Genomic DNA, 18,878 nt, shown 5'->3' on the forward strand with positions numbered 1-18,878 from the left:
CAGGCAGAGGCAGAGGCAGAGGCAGAGGCAGAGGCAGAGGCAGAGGCAGAGGCAGAGGCAGAGGCAGAGGCAGAGGCAGAGGCAGAGGCAGAGGCAGAGGCAGTTGATTATGTCCTTGGAGCACAGAGGGCGGAGCGTGATGTGCTTGTGGTCACCCATGGGGGCGTCATCCGGCAGATCACGGCAGCAACCCTTCCGTATACGGAATTCTGGGAGACGCAGGTGTCGCCGGGCGAAGAGCTCAGGCTGCAATTGGCATGGGATGGAGAACGCTGGCAAGGCGTACGGTTAAGCGAATAAATGAAATTGTATGATATGGGTGCGGAATGGGCGATAACGGGATAAATCCGTATCATAAGGCTTTTGAAATGAACGAAACTTTCGGTTGTAAGAGGAAGGTTTATCGCCTATAATCTTGGGCAGAGAAACCATGCTTGGCCTAACATACATAAATTCATATTATTTGCGAGGGTCCCGGACAGAGGGCATTTATGTCATCTGCCGGGTTAATAGGGAAGCCGGTGCAAGTCCGGCACGGTCCCGCCACTGTGAAGCAGGGACTTCTCCATATGCCACTGAGTCAAAAGCGCTTGGGAAGGCGGAGAAGTCGTTACAGCCTGCAAGTCAGGAGACCTGCCCTCGGCGAATGAATGACGGTCCTTCGAGGAGAGGATTACGTTTGCCGGACCCATGCAGCATGTGTGGGCGGAAGTTTAAGGCGCTATCTGTGAACGGTTGTCCAGATGTCCTTATGTTAAAACGTAATCCCTGAGTCCTTGTTTACGAGGAGTCAGGGATTTTTGCTTCTTTGGAGTATGATGATGGATGCTTTTCTTCCGGTAAGGATCGGTCGAAGGAATGTAAACTCGCAGCGCCAGGTTCTCAATTATGTATAGGGGGATTTCAAGAGATGAAAGCATTGAACAAAACATGGTCCGTACTTCTGGTAGCCATACTGATGGCTCTGGCCTTGATCGGCTGTGGAGGCGAAGAAGCGGCGCCGAAGGATACAACGCCGCCGGCACAGCAGGAAGAGCAAAATAACGAAGCGCCTGCGGATTCCGGCGAAGAGCTTAAAACGACGTATCCGTTGACCGTCAAGGATTCAACCGGGGTTGAAATGACGTTTGAGAAGGCTCCGGCCAAAATTGCATCCCTGACACCGTCCGAGACGGAAAAACTGTTCGCTTTGGGCCTGGATGAGGAAATTGTGGGCGTGTCCGATAATGACGATTATCCGGAAGCGGCCAAATCCAAGCCTAAATTGGGCGGGTTCCAAGTGAATGAAGAGGCTATTATTGCCGCCGATGCCGATGTGGTATTTGCCGCTTCGATGAATGCCGAGAATGCCGAGAAATTGCGTGAGCTTGGCGTTACCCTGTTCGTCAATGATCCGAAAACCATTGATGCCGTGATGGAGAACATCGAGCTGATCGGTCAAATTACGGACCGTCAAGCGGAGGCGAAAGCCGTCGTGGATCAGATGAAGCAGGAATTGGCTACCGTTACGGAAGCTGTGAAATCCGTGAAGGATGAAGACAAGAAGAAAGTGTATGTGGAATTCTCTCCAGGATGGACCGTCGGCAAGGGCGAGTTTATGGATGAGATCATTACCTTAGCTGGCGGCGTTAACGCAGCCGGCGATGCGGAAGGCTGGTTCGAAATCAGCGAGGAAAATATTATCGCTGCAAACCCCGACGTTATTCTGTACACGGACGATGTCGTTGACGAAGCAACCAAGAAAACATTGGATCAGCTGATTAAGGAGCGCGGCGGCTGGGATCAAATCGAAGCCATCAAGAACGATCAGGTCATATCCGTGGATGCGAATCTGCTCAGCCGTCCGGGTCCCCGTGTGACGCAAGGGTTGATTGAAGTGGCGAAGGCCGTTTATCCGGAACTGATGAATCCATGAGTAGAAAACTTGCAGGATTCGGTGCGGCCGGCATTATCCTATTACTGTTAACCTTGGTTGTCAGTCTCGGAATCGGCTCCGTGCACCTGCCTGTGAGAGAGATTGGGGCGATGCTGCTGCACCGGCTGCCGGGAATCGGTGATTCCATCGTTCCGGGCTGGGAAGCTTCATCCGAGCAAATCTTAATGAAGGTGAGATTGCCGCGCATATTGCTGGGGATGCTCGTAGGAGCATCCCTGGCCGTCGCCGGAGCCGCCTTTCAAGGAGTATTGCGCAATCCGCTGGCGGATCCGTTTACGCTCGGTGTATCCTCGGGTGCTGCGCTTGGCGCAGCATCCCTGATTTTTTTCGGGATGGAATATTCCTTTGCCGGAGGTTACACGCTCCCGCTTGTAGCGTTTCTGACCGGAGCAGGGACCCTATGGGTCGTTCTGCTGCTGGCAAGGGATCAAGGAAAACTGCCGATCCACGGGCTCATTCTGTCCGGCGTGGTGATGCAGTCGTTTCTGGGCGCCGTCGTTTCCTTTCTGACGGTCATGTCCAAAGATACGGTAAACCAGATCCTGTACTGGACGATGGGGAGCCTGAGCATGCGTGGATGGTCGTATACGGCCATCCTTTTCCCGTATTTTATCGCAGGTTTTATATACTTATGGAGCAGGTCGCGAGCGCTTAATATTTTGTCGCTGGGGGAACGGCAGGCCGCCCATATGGGCTTGAATGTGGATCGGCTGAAGACCAGCGTGCTCATCGTTGCTACCCTGCTCGCCGCCGCAGCCGTGTCGGTCTCCGGCGTGATTGGATTCGTGGGACTTGTGGTACCGCATATGATCCGGCTGATCACCGGCTCCGATTACCGCGTCATTGTTCCACTGTCGGCTCTGGGCGGCGCGATGTTCATGGTCTGGTGCGATACGGCGGCACGGTCCGTGCTGGCACCAACGGAAATACCGCTCGGTGTGGTTACGGCATTCATAGGCGCTCCGTTCTTTGCGTATTTGCTATACCGGAACAAAAAAAGGCGCAGGGAGGGTTTATCATGATTACAGCTCAAGGACTTGGCAAAGCCTATGGCAAGGTGCCGATTCTTGAAGATGTGGACCTTCACATTGCCGAAGGGGAATGGTGGGGGATCATCGGTCCGAACGGAAGTGGTAAATCCACCCTCATGCAGCTGTTATCCGGTGTGGAGAGTCCTACGACAGGAAGCGTGACCCTTCGGGGCAAGGAGCTTGGACAATATACCCGAAAGGCGCTGGCACGGATCGTGGCGGTGCTTCAGCAGGAAGGGCTTGATCCTACCGATTTTACGGTCCGGGAAGTGCTGGAGATGGGAAGATTCCCCTTCCTGAACTGGCTTGGCCGTGAGGATAAGGATGCAGCGCCGCTCATTAACACCATTATCCGAAAGCTGGATCTGAACGGTCTGGAAGAACGGCGGCTTACCGAGTTAAGCGGCGGTCAACGCCAGCGTGTAGCACTTGGCAAGGTAATGGTCCAGGAGCCTTCACTGCTGATGCTGGATGAACCGACGACCTATCTGGATATCCGCTATCAGCTTCAGTTCATGGATATGGTGGCGGAGTGGCGGAACTCGTCCGGGATTACGGTGATCAGTGTACTGCATGATCTGAATCTGGCGGCTCAATTTTGCGATAAACTGCTGGTGCTTGATCAGGGAAAGATCGCGGGGGTTGGCAAGCCGGAGGAAGTTTTGACAGCGGCGTATATACGCCAAATCTTCCGGGTGGAGCCCTCGATTGTGGCCCATCCTGAGAATGGTGCTCCGCAGGTGCTGTTAACGGCAAATAGCACGTGGTCCTGACCGATGTTGCCGCATGTTCCGACGGGGATGTAAGATTTAGGAACAAGATATGAGGAGGTCGTTTCATTGACGGATACCATCGTGAATCGTTTAAATCGTTTCATTGCTAACATAAAACCGCTGAGTGTCGAGGTGCAGAACGAAACAGCCGCTTATTTGGATACGCTGACGAAGCCTCCGGGCAGTCTGGGCAAGCTGGAGTCGCTAGCGATCCAATTAGCGGGCATTACAGGGAATATGAAACCGTCGTTCACCAAAAAATCCGTCGTTGTCATGGCTGGTGATCATGGTGTCTGTGAAGAAGGAGTCAGCGCCTTTCCGGCTGAGGTAACGCCCCAAATGGTCATGAACTTCCTGAATGGAGGGGCGGCTGTGAATGTGCTGGCCCGTCAGGCGGGAGCAGACGTTCATTGTGTGGACATCGGGGTCGCGATCGAGCTGAACCATGAGAAGCTGATGTCGCGGAACGTTGGCAGAGGAACAGCCAATATGGCCAAAGGGCCTGCGATGACAAAGGAAGCGGCACTGCAGTCCATTGTAGCCGGTGCGGAGGTAGCTGCCGAATTGGTATCGCGAGGAACGCAAATGTTCGTGACCGGAGAGATGGGGATTGGGAACACGACACCGAGTGCGGCGATCTTCTCCGTTCTGTCCGGCAATCAGCCTGCTGAAGTCGTGGGGAGGGGGACTGGCGTAACGGATGAACGGCTGCTGCATAAGATTCGAGTGGTGGAACAGGCTATACAAGTTAATAGACCTCATGCCGATGATCCCCTCGACGTGCTCGCCAAAGTTGGAGGATATGAAATCGGCGGGTTGGCTGGACTGATCCTGGGTGCGGCTGCTCACGGTTGTCCAGTTATCATTGACGGCTTCATATCCAGTGCGGCGGCGTTGGTTGCCAAATGCATCTGCCCGGACGCTCTCTCCTATATGATTGCCTCTCATGTTTCGCATGAGCAGGCGCATGTTCTTCTGCTGAAAGAGCTGGGACTCCAGCCGATGCTGCAAATGGACATGCGTCTTGGCGAGGGGACGGGCGGGGTGCTGTGCCTTCATCTGGTCGAGGCGGCGTGCAGGATCGTGAACGAGATGGCGACGTTTGAGAGCGCTGGAATCAGCGGAGGGGCCGTATGAGCCATCGTGGAAGCGTGTTGGTAACAGGCGGGGCCAGAAGCGGAAAGAGCTCATTCGCGGAGAAGCTGTGCATGAAGCGATCGGAGTCGGGAACGTACGTGGCGACTGCGCAAGCCTACGACGAAGAGATGAGGGAACGGATCCGGATTCATCAAGACCGCAGGCAGGATTCAGCCTATGGTTGGGAGACGGTGGAGGAGCCTGTCGCACTGCCCGAATTGCTAGAAACGCTCGGCCAGTCCGCCTCGGATGCCCCTGCGGTGGTAGTGGACTGCCTGACGCTGTGGCTTACGAATGTGCTGCTGCAAGCTGAGCCTGAAGGAAGTGCTGTAATGGAAGAACGGTTAGGACTTCAAATCGGCAGACTCGCAAGAGCGGTACAGGGTTACCCGGGAATGGTCATTCTGGTAACAAATGAAGTGGGGTCGGGTATTGTTCCGGAATATCAGCTAGGCCGAATATATCGCGACTGGGCAGGGATCATGAATCAGAGGCTGGCTCAGATATGCGATGAGGTATTTTTGGTGACTGCGGGAATTCCGATGGAAATCAAGAGCAAGGAGTATCTCATATGAGCAAGATGATCGAAGCGGCTGCGGCCGCTTTTCAATTTCTATCGAGGCTGCCGGTGCGGAGAGAAATTCCTTTTACGCCGGAAGTGCAACAACGGAGCGTCGTTTTTTATCCTTTGGTAGGGGCGGTCATAGGCTTTATCGTTGCCGGATTGGGACTGGGCTTAAGCTTTGTGCTGCCTTCCTTTCCTGCTGCCGTCATCCTGCTGATTGTATGGGTAACGCTGACCGGAGGGCTTCATCTCGATGGCTGGATGGACAGCGCGGATGCGCTGCTCAGCCATCGGTCGCGCGAACGGATGCTTGAAATCATGAAGGATAGCCGTGTAGGTGCGATGGGCGTCATGGCGTGTATGCTGCTGCTCCTTCTGAAGGCTTCCTTGATCATGTCTGTATGGGATTTGTCAGCCGGGGCATGGAAACAAGAGGCATGGCTGCTGGTGCTCGCTCCGGTTTGGAGCCGCTGGTTTATGGTCCATGCGATGTATCGCTGGCCGATGGCACGGGGAAGTGAGGGGCTTGCCGCTCTATTTCACGGATTGACGGCCGGAAGGAGATCGCTGGCGGGCGTAATGGCTGCTCTGTTAACGCTAGTTATTGTAGGCTTCCTATGGATCACGGCAGGCGAGACTAATCTTTGGACGATTGCAGTCGGAGGAATCCTTGTCATCCCATTCATAGCCTGGGCAGCGGGAAGTTTAACGGCTGAACGGATGAGCCGAAGACTTGGAGGACTGACGGGGGATACATATGGAGCGCTCAACGAACTGATTGAAACGGTTTTGCTAATATTTGTAGTTCTCCTTTTGAAGTTTACATGATATGATAGTAGAGTGATATCAGTGGTAATCCGATCAACATAGTCGACATAATCCGCATCGATGGGAACCTAACGATTTTTGACAGGAATTTTCTCAATCGGGTAATGATATGTTTAGAGTGGGCTGTAATGGAGATGAATACATACTAGCGCACTTATGACATGAGGATGGAGCACATATATCCTTATTTAAAGAATGGGAGGAATCATTAGGATGGAAACGCTTTGGGTTATCATCAATGTCCTTGTTCTGATTCTGCTGGTCGGTATTTTGTACTGGATGCAGAGAAAGCATATCTCGTTTACCAAACGCGTGTTTGCCGGACTCGGACTGGGTGTGTTGTTCGGAGTGGCACTGCAGCTCATCTACACTTCGACCTCCGATGTGGTGGTGAAATCCACCGATTGGTTTAATTTGATAGGATACGGCTACGTAAGGCTGCTGCAAATGATGGTCATTCCGCTGATCATGGTGTCGATCATATCGGCCATCATGAAGCTGAAGGGCGGAAAGAATCTGGGCAAAATGAGCGGACTTATCATTACGGTGCTGCTTCTGACGACAGCCGTAGCCGCTGCAGTCGGGATTACGACCGCGCTGGCGTTCGATTTGTCCGCCGTCAATATCCAAGGCGGTGCTGCGGAAGAGCAGCAGGGTGCACTGCTGCAAGAACGGCTCGGGGATGTTGAGGGCCGTACGCTCCCACAGCAGATCCTGGATTTCATTCCGAGCAATCCGTTTGCCGACATGACGGGGGCACGAAGAACTTCGACGATTGCCGTCGTTATTTTCTCGGCATTCATCGGGATCGCGGTTCTCGGGTTAGACCGCAAAAACAAGGAGCAGGCGGAAACGTTCCGCAACATGATCTCTGCGGTGTATGGCGTGGTCATGCGCATCGTGACGCTGGTGCTTCGTCTGACCCCTTACGGGATTCTGGCGCTTATGGCCAAAACGATTGCCACTACCGACCTTGCGGTCATCATGAATTTGATCGATTTCGTCCTTGCTTCGTACGTTGCTTTGATCGCCATGTTCATTATCCATCTGGTGCTGCTGGCGATATTCGGGTTCAACCCGCTTAAATATGTGAAAAAGGTATTCCCGACGCTGACCTTCGCCTTTACGTCGCGTTCCAGCGCGGCTACGATTCCGCTTAACGTGCAGACCCAGAACAAAAAGCTGGGTGTCTCGGAAGGCATCGCGAATCTCTCGGCATCGTTTGGCGCCACGATTGGACAGAACGGCTGCGCGGGCATTTATCCTGCCATGCTGGCCGTCATGATTGCGCCGACAGCCGGCGTGGACCCGACCTCATGGTCGTTCATCCTTACCTTGATCGTCGTTGTTATGATCAGTTCCTTCGGCGTGGCGGGTGTCGGAGGCGGGGCTACCTTCGCCTCGCTCATCGTGCTCTCCACGATGAACCTTCCGGTTGCCTTGGCGGGCCTGTTAATTTCCGTCGAGCCGCTGATCGATATGGGACGGACGGCACTGAACGTGAATGACTCCATGACAGCTGGCGTGATTACCGGGAAAGTCATGAATGAAGTGGATAAAGACGTGTACAACGACGACAACATTGAACTGGATATGGTTCAGGCATAAGAACGTAACCATGGGAGCCATCTTGAAGGCATTGTTTCTGCCGGAGGATGGTTCTTCTGGTACATAGAGAAAGCCCGAATGCCGTAAAGAAACGGTAATCCGGGCTTTTTTTCTCATACTGAAAATTGAATTATCCGATGCTAGTCAGTTCTTTCGGGAAGGAGGTCAGCACCTCGACGCCATCCTCGGTTACGATCACATCGTCCTCGATCCGCACGCCGCCTATGCCTTGCAGATAAATGCCGGGCTCGATCGTGAATACCGCCCCGGGCTGTAAAATGTCCTGGTTCAAACCGTGGATGGATGGATATTCATGAACATCCATGCCAAGCCCGTGCCCCAAGCGATGTACAAAAGCATGGCCGTACCCTGCGTCGTCAATCACTTGGCGAGCCGCTTGGTCAATCGAGCCATAGGTTACGCCGGGTTTTACGGCCTGAATGCCTGCCAGGTTCGCTGCGAGAACCGTCTCATAGATGTTGACGGCTTCAGGCTTCAGCTCGCCTACGGCAAAGGTACGAGTAATATCCGACGCATAACCACCCGCATAAACTCCCATATCGAACATGAGCAGATCTCCTGCTTCAATCCGGCGCGTACCGGGAACACCGTGAGGCAAGGCGGTATTAGGGCCGGATAATACCATTGTGGCGAAGGATGGAGCATCGGCACCCATTTTTTTCATTAAGTACTCCAGCTCTGCCACAACCTCAATCTCGCTGACGCCGATTTTGATCTGGGCCAGGCCTTGCGTCAGAACATCCTCAATTAGTCTTACTGCATGTTTGATGATCTTCACTTCATCGGCCGACTTTCGAATGCGGAGCTCCCGGAGCACAGCGCCAACATCTTCGACCCGGCTCGCGTTCAGATGCTGCTGCAGCTGCTCATAACGGGAGACCGTAAGCTGCTCCTTCTCAACGGCCAGCGTACCGACTGTACCTTGAAACTGCTGCTTGAGCAAGAGATACGGATTATCGGTATCCTGATGCGTGACAATATGCTTAACCGTTGAAGCGGCCGCTGCCGCGTCGGCATCCAATGCGGGGACAATCAGCACCGGATCATTCGCAGATGAGAGGAGCAGGCCCAGGAAACGCTCATGGGGATCACTCGCAAATCCGGTCAAATAGTAAACATGCTTGGGGTCTGTCACAAGGACATGATCCCAGCCCTGTTTATTCATGGATTGTAGCAAACTTTGCAATCGTTCGTTCATTCTGCTCATTCCTTTCATAATCAGAAGACGGTTTTCACGCTATTAATGTTAGGTTATCGCGTTCAATCACGTAAGTAAAGTTTTCCTTTATTATGAGCTTGATCTTCCTATATAATGTTTTGGAGTTAATAAATTACATGTTATACGGGAGGAATTACACTCGAATGGATCCGAATCAAGTTCAGGAGAACAACAATACTTCAGCACAAGGCCAGGCACCTCAATATTTGTTAAAGCCGAGTGTTGAAGGACTCGGAGGCTGGCTGGTCTTGGTCCAGATCTCTATTTATTTTTCATTGATTACGATCACAATTTTTATGTTTAACAGTGTATTACCGATATTTGATCCGGAGATATGGAATGTGTTTGCGGATCAAGCATCACCGTATTATGACTCGATGTTTGTCCCGTTGATCGTATTTGAGATTATAATGAACGTAGCATTTGTTATCCTTCTAGGAATAGCACTATATCTTATGTATAAAAAGAAGAGTGCCTTCCCGAGATTGATGATCGGCTATATTTTGTTTAGCCTGTTGGCAAGTGTGCTGGACTATGTTTTGGTCAATCAGGTAGAGATCTTGGTGGAAGAAGATAATGGCCAGTTTATACGCGAAATTGTCCGTGCATGTTTGTACGCCTGTATCTGGATCCCGTATTTCATTCGCTCCAAGCGTGTGCGAAACACCTTCGTGAATTAATGCCGCTTGAAAAAAAAGAAGCGTTTTTCCTCTGCCTCTTGTACAATAGATCTCGTACAAAAAGTTTACGCATCTATTTGGAGGTAGGACATCGTGACGTTTCAATACCGTATCGATTATGCCGTCAAAGAGGATTTGCCGGCCATTGTGGACATTTACAATTCGACGATCTCAGGCAGAAAAGTAACCGCCGATCTGGAGCCGGTCACGGTGGAGAGCCGTATACGCTGGTTTGAAGAGCACAGCAACGATTTTCGTCCGCTGTGGGTCATGCGGTCCGATGACGGAATGGTTGCATGGATGAGCCTTCAATCCTTTTATGGCCGTCCGGCCTATAACGGCACAGCTGAGATCAGCATATACGTAAACGAGAAATATCGCGGCATCGGTGCCGGAAGCATACTGATTCAGAAGGCAATTGAGGAGTGTCCGCGCCTTCGCGTCAGTAATTTGGTCGGATTTGTATTCGGCCATAATGAACCGAGCCTTAAGCTGCTGATGAAGTTTGGCTTTGATCAATGGGGGCTTCTCCCCGGGGTTGCGGAGCTTGACGGCATCAAGCGGGATTTGGTCATTGTAGGTCGTGCAGTTTAAGTGTCGATACGTTTAGACTAATATATCAAAAAGCTGTCCCTTTAGGTAAATGAGAGGACAGCTTTTTCATGGTGTGAACTCAACCATAACAAATACGAAGCCGGTACGATTTCTGGAAGACGAGCGGATCTACTTGCGTCCCTTTGGAAAAGAGGATGCCGCTGAGTTTTTCAAATGCTGTTTAATCCGGAAATCATGAAATCGTCCTGGCTGCTTGAAGATGAAGCTGCGTGCAAACCATTCGTGGTTTTCTGCATTCCAAACCCTGACCGACATCCAGTACACTTGGGGTAACGTCGGATGTAAAGGATGTGCGTGATTTGAAAGCAGAGATTCGTATATATCAAGCGGAACAGAAGGATCTGGGCAAGGCAGCCGCTCTTTTTAATCAGTATCGGCAATTCTATATGCGGGAAGATGATTTGAACGGGGCAGAGGAATATATCAGGGAGAGGCTGACCCTGGGCGATTCCGTTATGTATTTAGCGGATTGCAATAGTGGAGAAAACCTGGTTACGGCTGGCTTTCTCCAGTTATATCCATCCTTCTCATCGTTATCGATGTCCAGATTGTGGATCTTGAATGATCTGTTCGTGGACTCCGAATATCGCGGGCTTGGTATCGGAAGGAAACTGCTGAATCAAGCCAAAGCGCACGCCCTTCAGACCGGAGCCATGGGGCTGACCCTGTCCACGCAGCTTCATAACGTGGCAGCTCAGCATTTGTATGAATCCGCAGGGTATGTGCAGGATGAAGAATTTGCCTATTATTATTTGGATTTATCATAACGAAGAGTCACGATAGCAGACAAAGACGATACTCCAGAAGGAGTTATCGTCTTTGTCTGCTATTGATATATCGAGCGTATTTTACGAAAAACCTCAACCCGGGCAATTTTAAGTTCCCACATCTGGTCCAGCAGCTTCCGCTGCATATCTTTATCATCCGTTGCTTTCAGTTCATTGTAAAGGGCAAACATCCGGTCATTGATTTGGTTCACGCATTGCCACAGTTCTTGTTCCGTGCATTCCTCCGACTTCGCTTCCTTCTCGCTCTGCGGTTCCAACATGTGACGAAGTGTACGAACAATGTCTGCTTGCCACTTCCAATCTTCCAAGCGAATAGCCAAACTGAGAAGATCCAGATAATCATCGAGGGTCAGAGATGTCGGTTCTTTATCGCATTGATCCAAGTTGAAAGCCCCCTTAGCAAACTCCTAATCATCTTTATACCAAGTATTATACTTGGAATTATGAGTTTTTCAAGAGAAAAAATAACGAGTATATTGTGATAAACATGCTTTCGCTTGTTGCAACAATGCGAAGGAATCAATATAGTTAAATGTGACCGTATTTTTCCAATCCAAGGAGTAATATGAATGAAGGTAATTCTCGTAGATGACGAACCGTTGGCCTTGAAGTATTTAGAACGTCAGCTGTTAAAACTGGATACCATGTCTATAGATGTAATCGGTACATATACGAATCCCTTTGAAGGACGCAACGAAATTCTTGCAAGGGACGTCGATATCGTGTTTTTGGATATCAGCTTACCGGAATTAAACGGCATTGAGTTGGCAGAGCAGCTGCTTGAGCAGAAGCCTCATCTCTGTATTGTATTTGTGACGGGGTATCACGAATATGCTGTCACTGCCTTTGAATTGAATGCCGTCGACTATATTGTTAAACCTGTCCAGATTGATCGAGTCGCCAAAACGATGGAGCGTTTGCGAAGCCGCATTGCGTCCAGGCCGGAAGAGGTCATGGAGTCCAATCGTAACCTTCGGATGACGATGTTCCGCCAGGTTATGATCGAGCAGCCGAATGAGCAGGGGCAATTTGCTCTGCTTCATTGGCGGACAACCCGGGCACAGGAGATCTTCATATATTTGCTTCAGCATAGAGGACAGCTTGTACGAAAGTCTGCATTGATCGATATGTTATGGCCGGAGTTTGATATGGATAAAGCTTATCCCCAGTTGTACACGGCCATTTATCATATCCGAAAAACATTGGAGCCTTATGATACCCGATTCCAAATCACCAACACGACGGAAGGCTATGTGCTGAATATCGAAGGCGTGCAGCTGGACATTGAGGAGTGGGAGAATTGGTTCATGTCCAATCCCTCCGTGTCGGCCGAATCCATTGAGGGACATATTGAAATGATGAAGTTGTACACGGGGGACTACCTGCAGGAGCATGACTACTGGTGGGCAGAAGGAGAGCGTCAAAGGCTGAAGGAGCTGTGGCTTAGCGTTTCTTTATCCATGGCGGAATGGTATGTGGATCAGGAACGCATCGATGAAGCCGTATTATGCTACTTCTCGATCCAGAGGCAGCATCCCCTGGAGGAGAAAGCTTATTTTTCATTGATGAAAATATATGCTTTGCAGGATAATCCGGCCCAGGTGCACCGTCAATTCAGTCTTCTGTGTCAGGTGTTAGAAGATGAGATGGGCGAGGAGCCAAGTCCTTACATTGTGAAATGGTACGACGAATGGAGCAATGGTATCCAAGTCACCAATATGAAATAGATGAAATAGCCAAAGCACGCATTCGAGATGAAATCACCGGTCGTTCGACCGGTGATTTTTTGTATATTGCTGCCCGAATCTGAGGTCCTCCCGGTGTTGTTCAGAAATTGTAGAGGACGGTCTCCTATACTGTGGAGTGAACCATAACAACGGGAGGTACATTATTCGGTTATGAAATTCATTCGGAAATTTAAGGAATCTTCGCTGCATAAGGCCATGGGATTGGAGCTTGGAACGTTCCGGGAGTTCGAGCTTGATGCGGAGAAAGACCTCCAGCATTGCAGAGGCTTCTATGCTCACTTCAACGGCAAGCGGATTGGCATCGTTGCTACGGATGAGGGTCCGGTATTTCTGTGTGGTCAGGAAAAGTACTTGCTGGATGAGCGTACCGTTCATTTTTTATTGCAAAAAAATGCCGAGGTTAACACATTTATCTTTATGTGGGACGGGGGAGTGAAACTCCAAATTCCTTATTTGCGGTCGTTGATCGAGTACAACGGAAAATGGGTGGATGATTCGATTTTTGACTTTTTTTCGTGGATCTATGAAGCATCCGGGAGAAAAAGATTCTACTCTTACTATACGGTGAAGTACGTATCCGCTGCGGAATTATGTCCGTATCAGCCGCTGCAGCGTCCGGGCAAGACATTATCGTTTGTATAGCGGCCTGACCCAGCCCGCTTATTTATTGGACTGTATGGAAAAGGAACAGACAACAGCTCCGTAACGATGTAAAATAATGGACGGTTGATTAGTGTTGTTGATTTTTTACAATTTGTTAAAAGGGACTGTTAGTATTGTCGACCTATTCCAACTCGAACTCGAAATCGAAACCGATCTCCGGCAGAAGGCTGCTGGGGATTACTTTTCTGTTTATTGTCATCTTACTCTCCGTGCGGTTGGCGTATTTTAAAATCATCATGATCCCTGAGGAAGTTCAGTTTCAGCAAGGAGTTCTGGATCTTCGGGATTGGCGGGCGAATGACCGCAATACGGTCGCGCTGAACGGGGAATGGGCCTTTTATCCGAACCAGTCGATGGGCCCGGATAGATTATCTCAAGGGGAGCGGCAGCCTGCCGCCGATCCGCGCTGGATACAGGTTCCCGGTCCATGGGAAGGCGAAAACGAGAATGGGAACCAATTGGGCTTCGGAACTTATCGTCTCAAGCTGCTCGTACCGGACCGTAACGTAGCTTATGGCCTCTGGATTACCGATATCCGTACAGCCTATCGTTTGTATGTAAATGGCGAGTTATTGTACGAATCCGGGCATCCGTCCGATATGCCGGAGACCCATGTGGCAAGGATCGTACCCCATGTCGAACTCATCCCTCCGGCTGCCGATGAAGAGCTGGATATCATCCTGGAAGTGAGCAATTATCAGTATGCCGATTCAGGCGGCATCAAGCTGCCGATCAAATTTGGGACAGCTGAAGCGGTGATGAACGGGAAAGCGTTCTCGGAGAACATGCAGCTGCTGGTGTGCATTGTGCTAATTCTTCATGTCATGTATGTCTTAATTCTATATCTAATCGGCTATCGGAATAAAGGCCTGTTTTATTTTGCGGCTCTTATCCTGTTTACGCTGCTGGCTACGCTGGTTGACGACGATAAGCTCCTGCTCGTTTGGCAGCCGGCTATCCGTTTCGAATGGTCAGTGAAGCTTAAGGTTGTTGCTTATGTGGCTATATCCTTATGTTTGATTCTGTGCACCAAGCACTTGCTCCGGCCGAGAATCAAAGAAGGATTTTACCGGGCCTATACGATCTTTGTGGTTTCGTATGCCGTCGCCTATTTGCTGCTGCCGTTTCATCTGATGGTGCATCTCTCTACTTATTTATCATTAGTATTAATAAGCTCCGTGCTCTTCCTGCCTTCGATTGCCAGGAAGGCGGTCAGCGAGCGGGCGGAAGCGGCCATATTTATCTTGCTGTCGGCGGTTGCGGTTTCCTGCAATATTATCCTAAGCGGAATTTTAAGGTTTCGGTATTTTAAGGAGCTGCCGTATTACCCGATTGACCTGATCGTTGCGTTTCTCGGATTTGCTTCCTTCTGGTTTATCCGGTTTGCCCGAAACACTGTGGTGCTGAGGGAACAGGCAGAGGAGCTGCAGCGGGCAGACAAGATGAAGGATGAATTTCTGGCCAATACGTCCCATGAGCTGCGAAATCCGCTGTATGGCATGATTAATATGGCGCAAACGCTGCTGGAACGCAAAGGGAGTTTACTTCAGCAAGAGGATCGCAATCACCTGGAGCTGATTACCGGCATTGGCAGGCGGATGTCGCTGCTGTTGGATGACTTGCTGGATGTTTCGTTATTGAAGGACAAGCGGATCCGGCTGATTGTGCAGAGCATCCATCTCGGTTCGGCTGTCCAAGGCGTGTTGGATATGCTCCGTCCGATGGCGGAGGGCAAGCGAATCGAGCTCGTATGCGAGATCGAGGATGACTATCCCAAGGTATGGGCAGATGAAAGCCGGTTGGTTCAGATTATATTCAATCTGGTTCACAATGCAATCAAATATACGGAGTCAGGCCGAATCGCGGTGACTGCCGAGGTTGTTGATGAAAGGGCCTGCGTCCACGTTCTTGATACGGGCATGGGAATGGACGAAGAGACATTAAGGCGGATATTCCTCCCCTACGAGCAGGGAGACTCCAGCTTTGCTGCGACGGGAGGCGGCTTGGGGCTTGGACTCAGCATTTGCAAGCAGCTGGTTGAGCTGCATGGCGGGGAACTCTCCGTGTCATCCGCTCCGGGGCAGGGAAGTTCCTTTACGTTTACGTTGAAAGTGGACCATATGATGAGGCAGGAGAATACGGATAAACAGGAGTTTATTGCCGGCTCCTTGGTTTCAAATTCAGAGAAAGAGAAGGAGAGGCTATCTAACATGTCAGATAAGCACGAACAGGATGATGCCGAATCCGAGGCTAAGAAGCGTTCTCGTCAAACCGATGGCAGGCTGCTCATCGTAGATGACGATCCAGTTAACCTAAAAGTTATCCATCATTTGCTTGAAGACGAAGGGTATCAGATCGTGACCGTTACCCGGGCTGAGGAAGCCCTTCAATTATTGGAGCAGGGAGAATGGGATCTCATCATATCTGATGTGATGATGCCCCAGATGTCAGGATATGAATTGTCCAGGACGATTCGGCAGAGGTATATGATATCGGAGCTTCCAATTCTGCTGCTGACTGCAAGAAATCGGCCTGAAGATATTCATATGGGCTTCATTTCCGGAGCTAACGATTATTTGATAAAACCGGTGGATCATCTGGAATTAAAAACAAGAGTACGCGCGCTGCTGGAGCTGAAGCGCTCCATTAAGGAAAGGCTGCATATGGAGGCGGCTTGGCTCCAGGCTCAAATTCAGCCGCATTTTCTGCACAATACTTTAAATTCGATCGCGTCTCTTAGTGAAATTGATCCTTCCCGGATGGTTGCACTGATTGGAGAATTCAGCCACTATCTGAGAGCCAGCTATGATATCAGCAACTTGGAGCGTTTTATCCCGCTGGAGCAGGAGCTCGGCTTGGTTCGCTCATATCTGTATATCGAAGGGGAGCGGTTTGGGGAACGCCTGCGTGTCCGTTGGCATATTTCCGAGGAAGTCGCAGTTCAGCAGTGGAAGCTCCCCCCTTTGACCATGCAGACGATTGTGGAGAATGCTGTCGTTCACGGGGTATTGGCTCGAACCCAGGGAGGAACCGTGACGATTCGCATCGTAAGTGAAGCTGAATCCGCCAAAGTCATTATTGCGGATGATGGTGCCGGGATGGATCCCGAGAAGCTCCGCTTGATGCTGGGAAGCGGACAGCGTATCGGCAAGGGAGTCGGCCTTATGAACACGGATCGGCGTTTGAAGCAAGTCTATGGGCAAGGGCTCATGATTGACAGCACAAGGGGCAGAGGAACCACCGTGTCGTTTGTCATCAGGAAGATGGCATAATGAGAGCCTAAGCCTATTAAACCTATAGTCTTTGAATCTTGGACGAATGCTTGGGGTATGGGTTAGGATGTAGAGATAATGATCCATGTACATTGTTATTAGGGAAAATACGGAGACGAAGTTAGTTGATGGCAAACATTAATGCTTTACGTAACCGAATTCCCGGTCTTGAAGCCGGATCAACCGCCGCTCTTTGTTACCCATAAATATCACCATTTTCCCGAAAGAGGGGAAATGGCAGTACCGATTCAATAATATAATCGTCGGACAATCGATGGGCAATATGCACTGATGATGTGCAATATGCGCTGATGATGTGCAATATGCGCTGATGATGTGCAATATGCGCTGATGATGGGCAATATGCGCTGATGACTGTGCAGAATGCGCTGATGACTGTGCAGAATGCGCTGATGATGTGCAATGTGCACGGATGATGTGCAATGTGCACGGATGATGTGCAGTATGCGCTGATGATGTGCGATATGCGCTGATGATGGCAATATGCACTAATGATGGACAATATGCGCTGATGTATGCGGACAGGAGGTCCGCTATTTACCAACAACAGTGCCAAATTTAAGGCTTTGCGGACACCTAATCCGTTATTCTCGGCGTTTTCCTGTTTTTTGCTGTGATATGTTGGCAATAGCGGAACAAGTGTCCGCTTAATCATAATTTTAGTACTTTTGTTTGCAAATAGCGGAATCACGGTCCGCACGGAGTTGGTCTAATGCCTGTGCACCGAGCGCCTGCTGACTGTGCACCGAGCGCGCTGCTGCCTGTGCACCTTGGGCACTGCTGGCCTGTGCGCTCGGTGGTGGTCCGGGGCAAACTTGGATGGCTGTCGATCTTATGACAAAGTAGCCATCTCTCGAAGCAACGCAATGATCAACGGAAAGTGGGTGGATCATCAGGTTCTGGCGATTATAAATCCGTCAGAGGATATCTAGTTTCCCAAAGTGAAAATAATCGATGATTTATGGCTCAACCAACGGGTTACTTTAGTTGAAATGACAACAGCGGCGGACCAAGACTCTTTACTTTGCATAAAGGTGGACCTCATGATCTCTTCTTTCTTAGCTACGATTTATAGCGTATTCCTACCCATATCGCTGCCCGTCATCGGCGGAGCACTGCTCAAGCGGTTCAAGGGCATTGAAACCAAGGGTCTTTCGGCCCTGTCTTTATATGTGCTGAGCCCGGCTCTGATCTTCGAAACGCTGGAGAAGGCTTCGATTACCTCGAATGAGGTCACGGTAACGGTTGCGTTTTGCTTGTTGAATGTGATCGCGCTTTGGGCGCTGAGTGCCTTTGCCGGTAAAATGCTGGGCTTGTCCCAGACAGAGAAATCGGGACTCGCCTTGACCACCATTTTTACCAACAGCGTGAATTACGGGCTTCCCCTCGTCCTGCTTGCCTTCGGGCAAGCAGGACTGGATAAAGCTTCTGTGTATGTCATTGTGCAGATTATCATTATGAATACATTAGGGGTGTATCTGGCGGCGAGATCTCATTTTTCGGCCGCAAAGGCGATCAAATCGGTGTTTACGCTCCCCTCGGTCTACGCGGCGGGACTCGCCGTGCTCTTCCGGTTGACGGACTTTCAGCTTCCGGAAGGTTTGAATACCGGCGTTTCCATGCTGTCCGCGGCTTATGCGCCGCTCGCTCTTGTCATACTGGGAGCCCAGATGGTTGGGGTTCGGGACGGCGGAGCTTCTGCCGTCTCCAAGCGCGGATTCTGGTCGGGCATGGCGATGCGAATGCTGGTGGGCCCATTGGTGGCTTGGGGATTGCTTGCGATTTTATCCATAGAGGGAACCTTGTTTGCGGTTATCCTGATTTTGTCGGCGATGCCGGCAGCCGTGAACGCGGTAATCCTTGCTGAACAATACGATGCCGCGCCCAAGCTGGTATCCAGGTGCATACTGTGGACCACGTTGGCTTCCTTTATCGTTCTGCCTGCCATGATCGGCTTTCTCTAATAAGCTTGC

The 18,878-nt window shown here is 50.6% G+C and carries 17 protein-coding genes and 1 riboswitch; of the genes, 15 read left to right on the forward strand and 2 right to left on the reverse strand.

Annotation, left to right across the window (positions count from 1 at the left end):
- The 8 genes from ACQKPA_RS22955 to ACQKPA_RS22990 form a co-directional block, all read left to right on the forward strand.
- The coding region (locus ACQKPA_RS22955) for a histidine phosphatase family protein (protein ID WP_427494828.1) at positions 1-300 on the forward strand (300 nt) is incomplete at its 5' end.
- A gap of 152 nt (positions 301-452) precedes the next feature.
- Positions 453-655: riboswitch (cobalamin riboswitch) on the forward strand.
- Between the two features lie 255 nt (positions 656-910).
- Positions 911-1,915 carry an ABC transporter substrate-binding protein gene (locus tag ACQKPA_RS22960; RefSeq protein ID WP_427494829.1) on the forward strand — a complete coding sequence of 335 codons (1,005 nt, stop codon included), beginning with the start codon at positions 911-913 and terminating at the stop codon, positions 1,913-1,915.
- The gene (locus ACQKPA_RS22965; RefSeq protein WP_427494830.1) at positions 1,912-2,958 is read left to right on the forward strand and encodes a FecCD family ABC transporter permease; all 1,047 of its coding nucleotides are present in this window, start codon (positions 1,912-1,914) and stop codon (positions 2,956-2,958) included. Before ACQKPA_RS22960 ends, ACQKPA_RS22965 begins: the two co-directional genes overlap by 4 nt.
- Positions 2,955-3,740, forward strand: a complete 786-nt coding sequence (locus ACQKPA_RS22970; protein ID WP_427494831.1) for an ABC transporter ATP-binding protein — start codon at positions 2,955-2,957, stop codon at positions 3,738-3,740. The genes ACQKPA_RS22965 and ACQKPA_RS22970 overlap by 4 nt, the downstream gene beginning before the upstream one ends.
- 66 nt (positions 3,741-3,806) lie before the next feature.
- Positions 3,807-4,877: a nicotinate-nucleotide--dimethylbenzimidazole phosphoribosyltransferase gene (gene cobT, locus ACQKPA_RS22975; RefSeq protein ID WP_427494832.1), complete on the forward strand. Its 1,071-nt coding sequence runs from the start codon at positions 3,807-3,809 to the stop codon at positions 4,875-4,877.
- Entirely contained in the window at positions 4,874-5,452 is a 579-nt protein-coding gene (gene cobU, locus ACQKPA_RS22980; RefSeq protein ID WP_427494833.1) for a bifunctional adenosylcobinamide kinase/adenosylcobinamide-phosphate guanylyltransferase, read from the forward strand. The genes cobT and cobU overlap by 4 nt, the downstream gene beginning before the upstream one ends.
- On the forward strand, positions 5,449-6,270 hold the full coding sequence (cobS, locus tag ACQKPA_RS22985; RefSeq protein ID WP_427494834.1) for an adenosylcobinamide-GDP ribazoletransferase: 822 nt from the start codon (positions 5,449-5,451) through the stop codon (positions 6,268-6,270). Before cobU ends, cobS begins: the two co-directional genes overlap by 4 nt.
- Before the next feature lie 213 nt (positions 6,271-6,483).
- The gene (locus tag ACQKPA_RS22990) at positions 6,484-7,878 is read left to right on the forward strand and encodes an L-cystine transporter (protein ID WP_071222641.1); all 1,395 of its coding nucleotides are present in this window, start codon (positions 6,484-6,486) and stop codon (positions 7,876-7,878) included.
- A 130-nt stretch (positions 7,879-8,008) separates the two neighbouring features.
- Here the strand turns inward: ACQKPA_RS22990 and ACQKPA_RS22995 are convergent, their stop codons facing one another.
- Positions 8,009-9,097, reverse strand: a complete 1,089-nt coding sequence (locus ACQKPA_RS22995; RefSeq protein ID WP_427494836.1) for a M24 family metallopeptidase — start codon at positions 9,095-9,097, stop codon at positions 8,009-8,011.
- Between the two features lie 164 nt (positions 9,098-9,261).
- Between ACQKPA_RS22995 and ACQKPA_RS23000 the strand changes: the two genes are divergently transcribed.
- The 3 genes from ACQKPA_RS23000 to ACQKPA_RS23010 all read left to right on the forward strand — a co-directional run bounded on the left by ACQKPA_RS23000 (position 9,262) and on the right by ACQKPA_RS23010 (position 11,180).
- Positions 9,262-9,798, forward strand: a complete 537-nt coding sequence (locus ACQKPA_RS23000; RefSeq protein ID WP_427494837.1) for a DUF2569 domain-containing protein — start codon at positions 9,262-9,264, stop codon at positions 9,796-9,798.
- A gap of 93 nt (positions 9,799-9,891) precedes the next feature.
- Positions 9,892-10,392: an N-acetyltransferase family protein gene (locus tag ACQKPA_RS23005; RefSeq protein ID WP_427494838.1), complete on the forward strand. Its 501-nt coding sequence runs from the start codon at positions 9,892-9,894 to the stop codon at positions 10,390-10,392.
- 311 nt (positions 10,393-10,703) lie between these two features.
- Positions 10,704-11,180 carry a GNAT family N-acetyltransferase gene (locus ACQKPA_RS23010; protein ID WP_427494839.1) on the forward strand — a complete coding sequence of 159 codons (477 nt, stop codon included), beginning with the start codon at positions 10,704-10,706 and terminating at the stop codon, positions 11,178-11,180.
- 59 nt (positions 11,181-11,239) lie between these two features.
- Here ACQKPA_RS23010 and ACQKPA_RS23015 read toward each other — a convergent pair whose 3' ends face one another.
- A complete protein-coding gene (locus ACQKPA_RS23015) occupies positions 11,240-11,584 on the reverse strand; it encodes a hypothetical protein (RefSeq protein WP_427494840.1) in 345 nt (114 codons plus the stop codon).
- A 186-nt stretch (positions 11,585-11,770) separates the two neighbouring features.
- Between ACQKPA_RS23015 and ACQKPA_RS23020 the strand changes: the two genes are divergently transcribed.
- From ACQKPA_RS23020 to ACQKPA_RS23035, 4 genes are all read left to right on the forward strand, one after another.
- Positions 11,771-12,928 (forward strand): response regulator, encoded by a 1,158-nt coding sequence (locus ACQKPA_RS23020; RefSeq protein ID WP_427494841.1) that lies wholly within the window; start codon positions 11,771-11,773, stop codon positions 12,926-12,928.
- Between the two features lie 171 nt (positions 12,929-13,099).
- Positions 13,100-13,591 (forward strand): hypothetical protein, encoded by a 492-nt coding sequence (locus ACQKPA_RS23025; protein ID WP_071222647.1) that lies wholly within the window; start codon positions 13,100-13,102, stop codon positions 13,589-13,591.
- 134 nt (positions 13,592-13,725) lie between these two features.
- Positions 13,726-16,884: a hybrid sensor histidine kinase/response regulator gene (locus tag ACQKPA_RS23030; protein WP_427494842.1), complete on the forward strand. Its 3,159-nt coding sequence runs from the start codon at positions 13,726-13,728 to the stop codon at positions 16,882-16,884.
- Between the two features lie 1,064 nt (positions 16,885-17,948).
- On the forward strand, positions 17,949-18,869 hold the full coding sequence (locus ACQKPA_RS23035; protein WP_427494843.1) for an AEC family transporter: 921 nt from the start codon (positions 17,949-17,951) through the stop codon (positions 18,867-18,869).
- Positions 18,870-18,878 lie beyond the last annotated feature (9 nt).

It is taken from the genome of Paenibacillus sp. NPDC093718, from assembly GCF_050279985.1.
Classification (GTDB): domain Bacteria; phylum Bacillota; class Bacilli; order Paenibacillales; family Paenibacillaceae; genus Paenibacillus_AQ.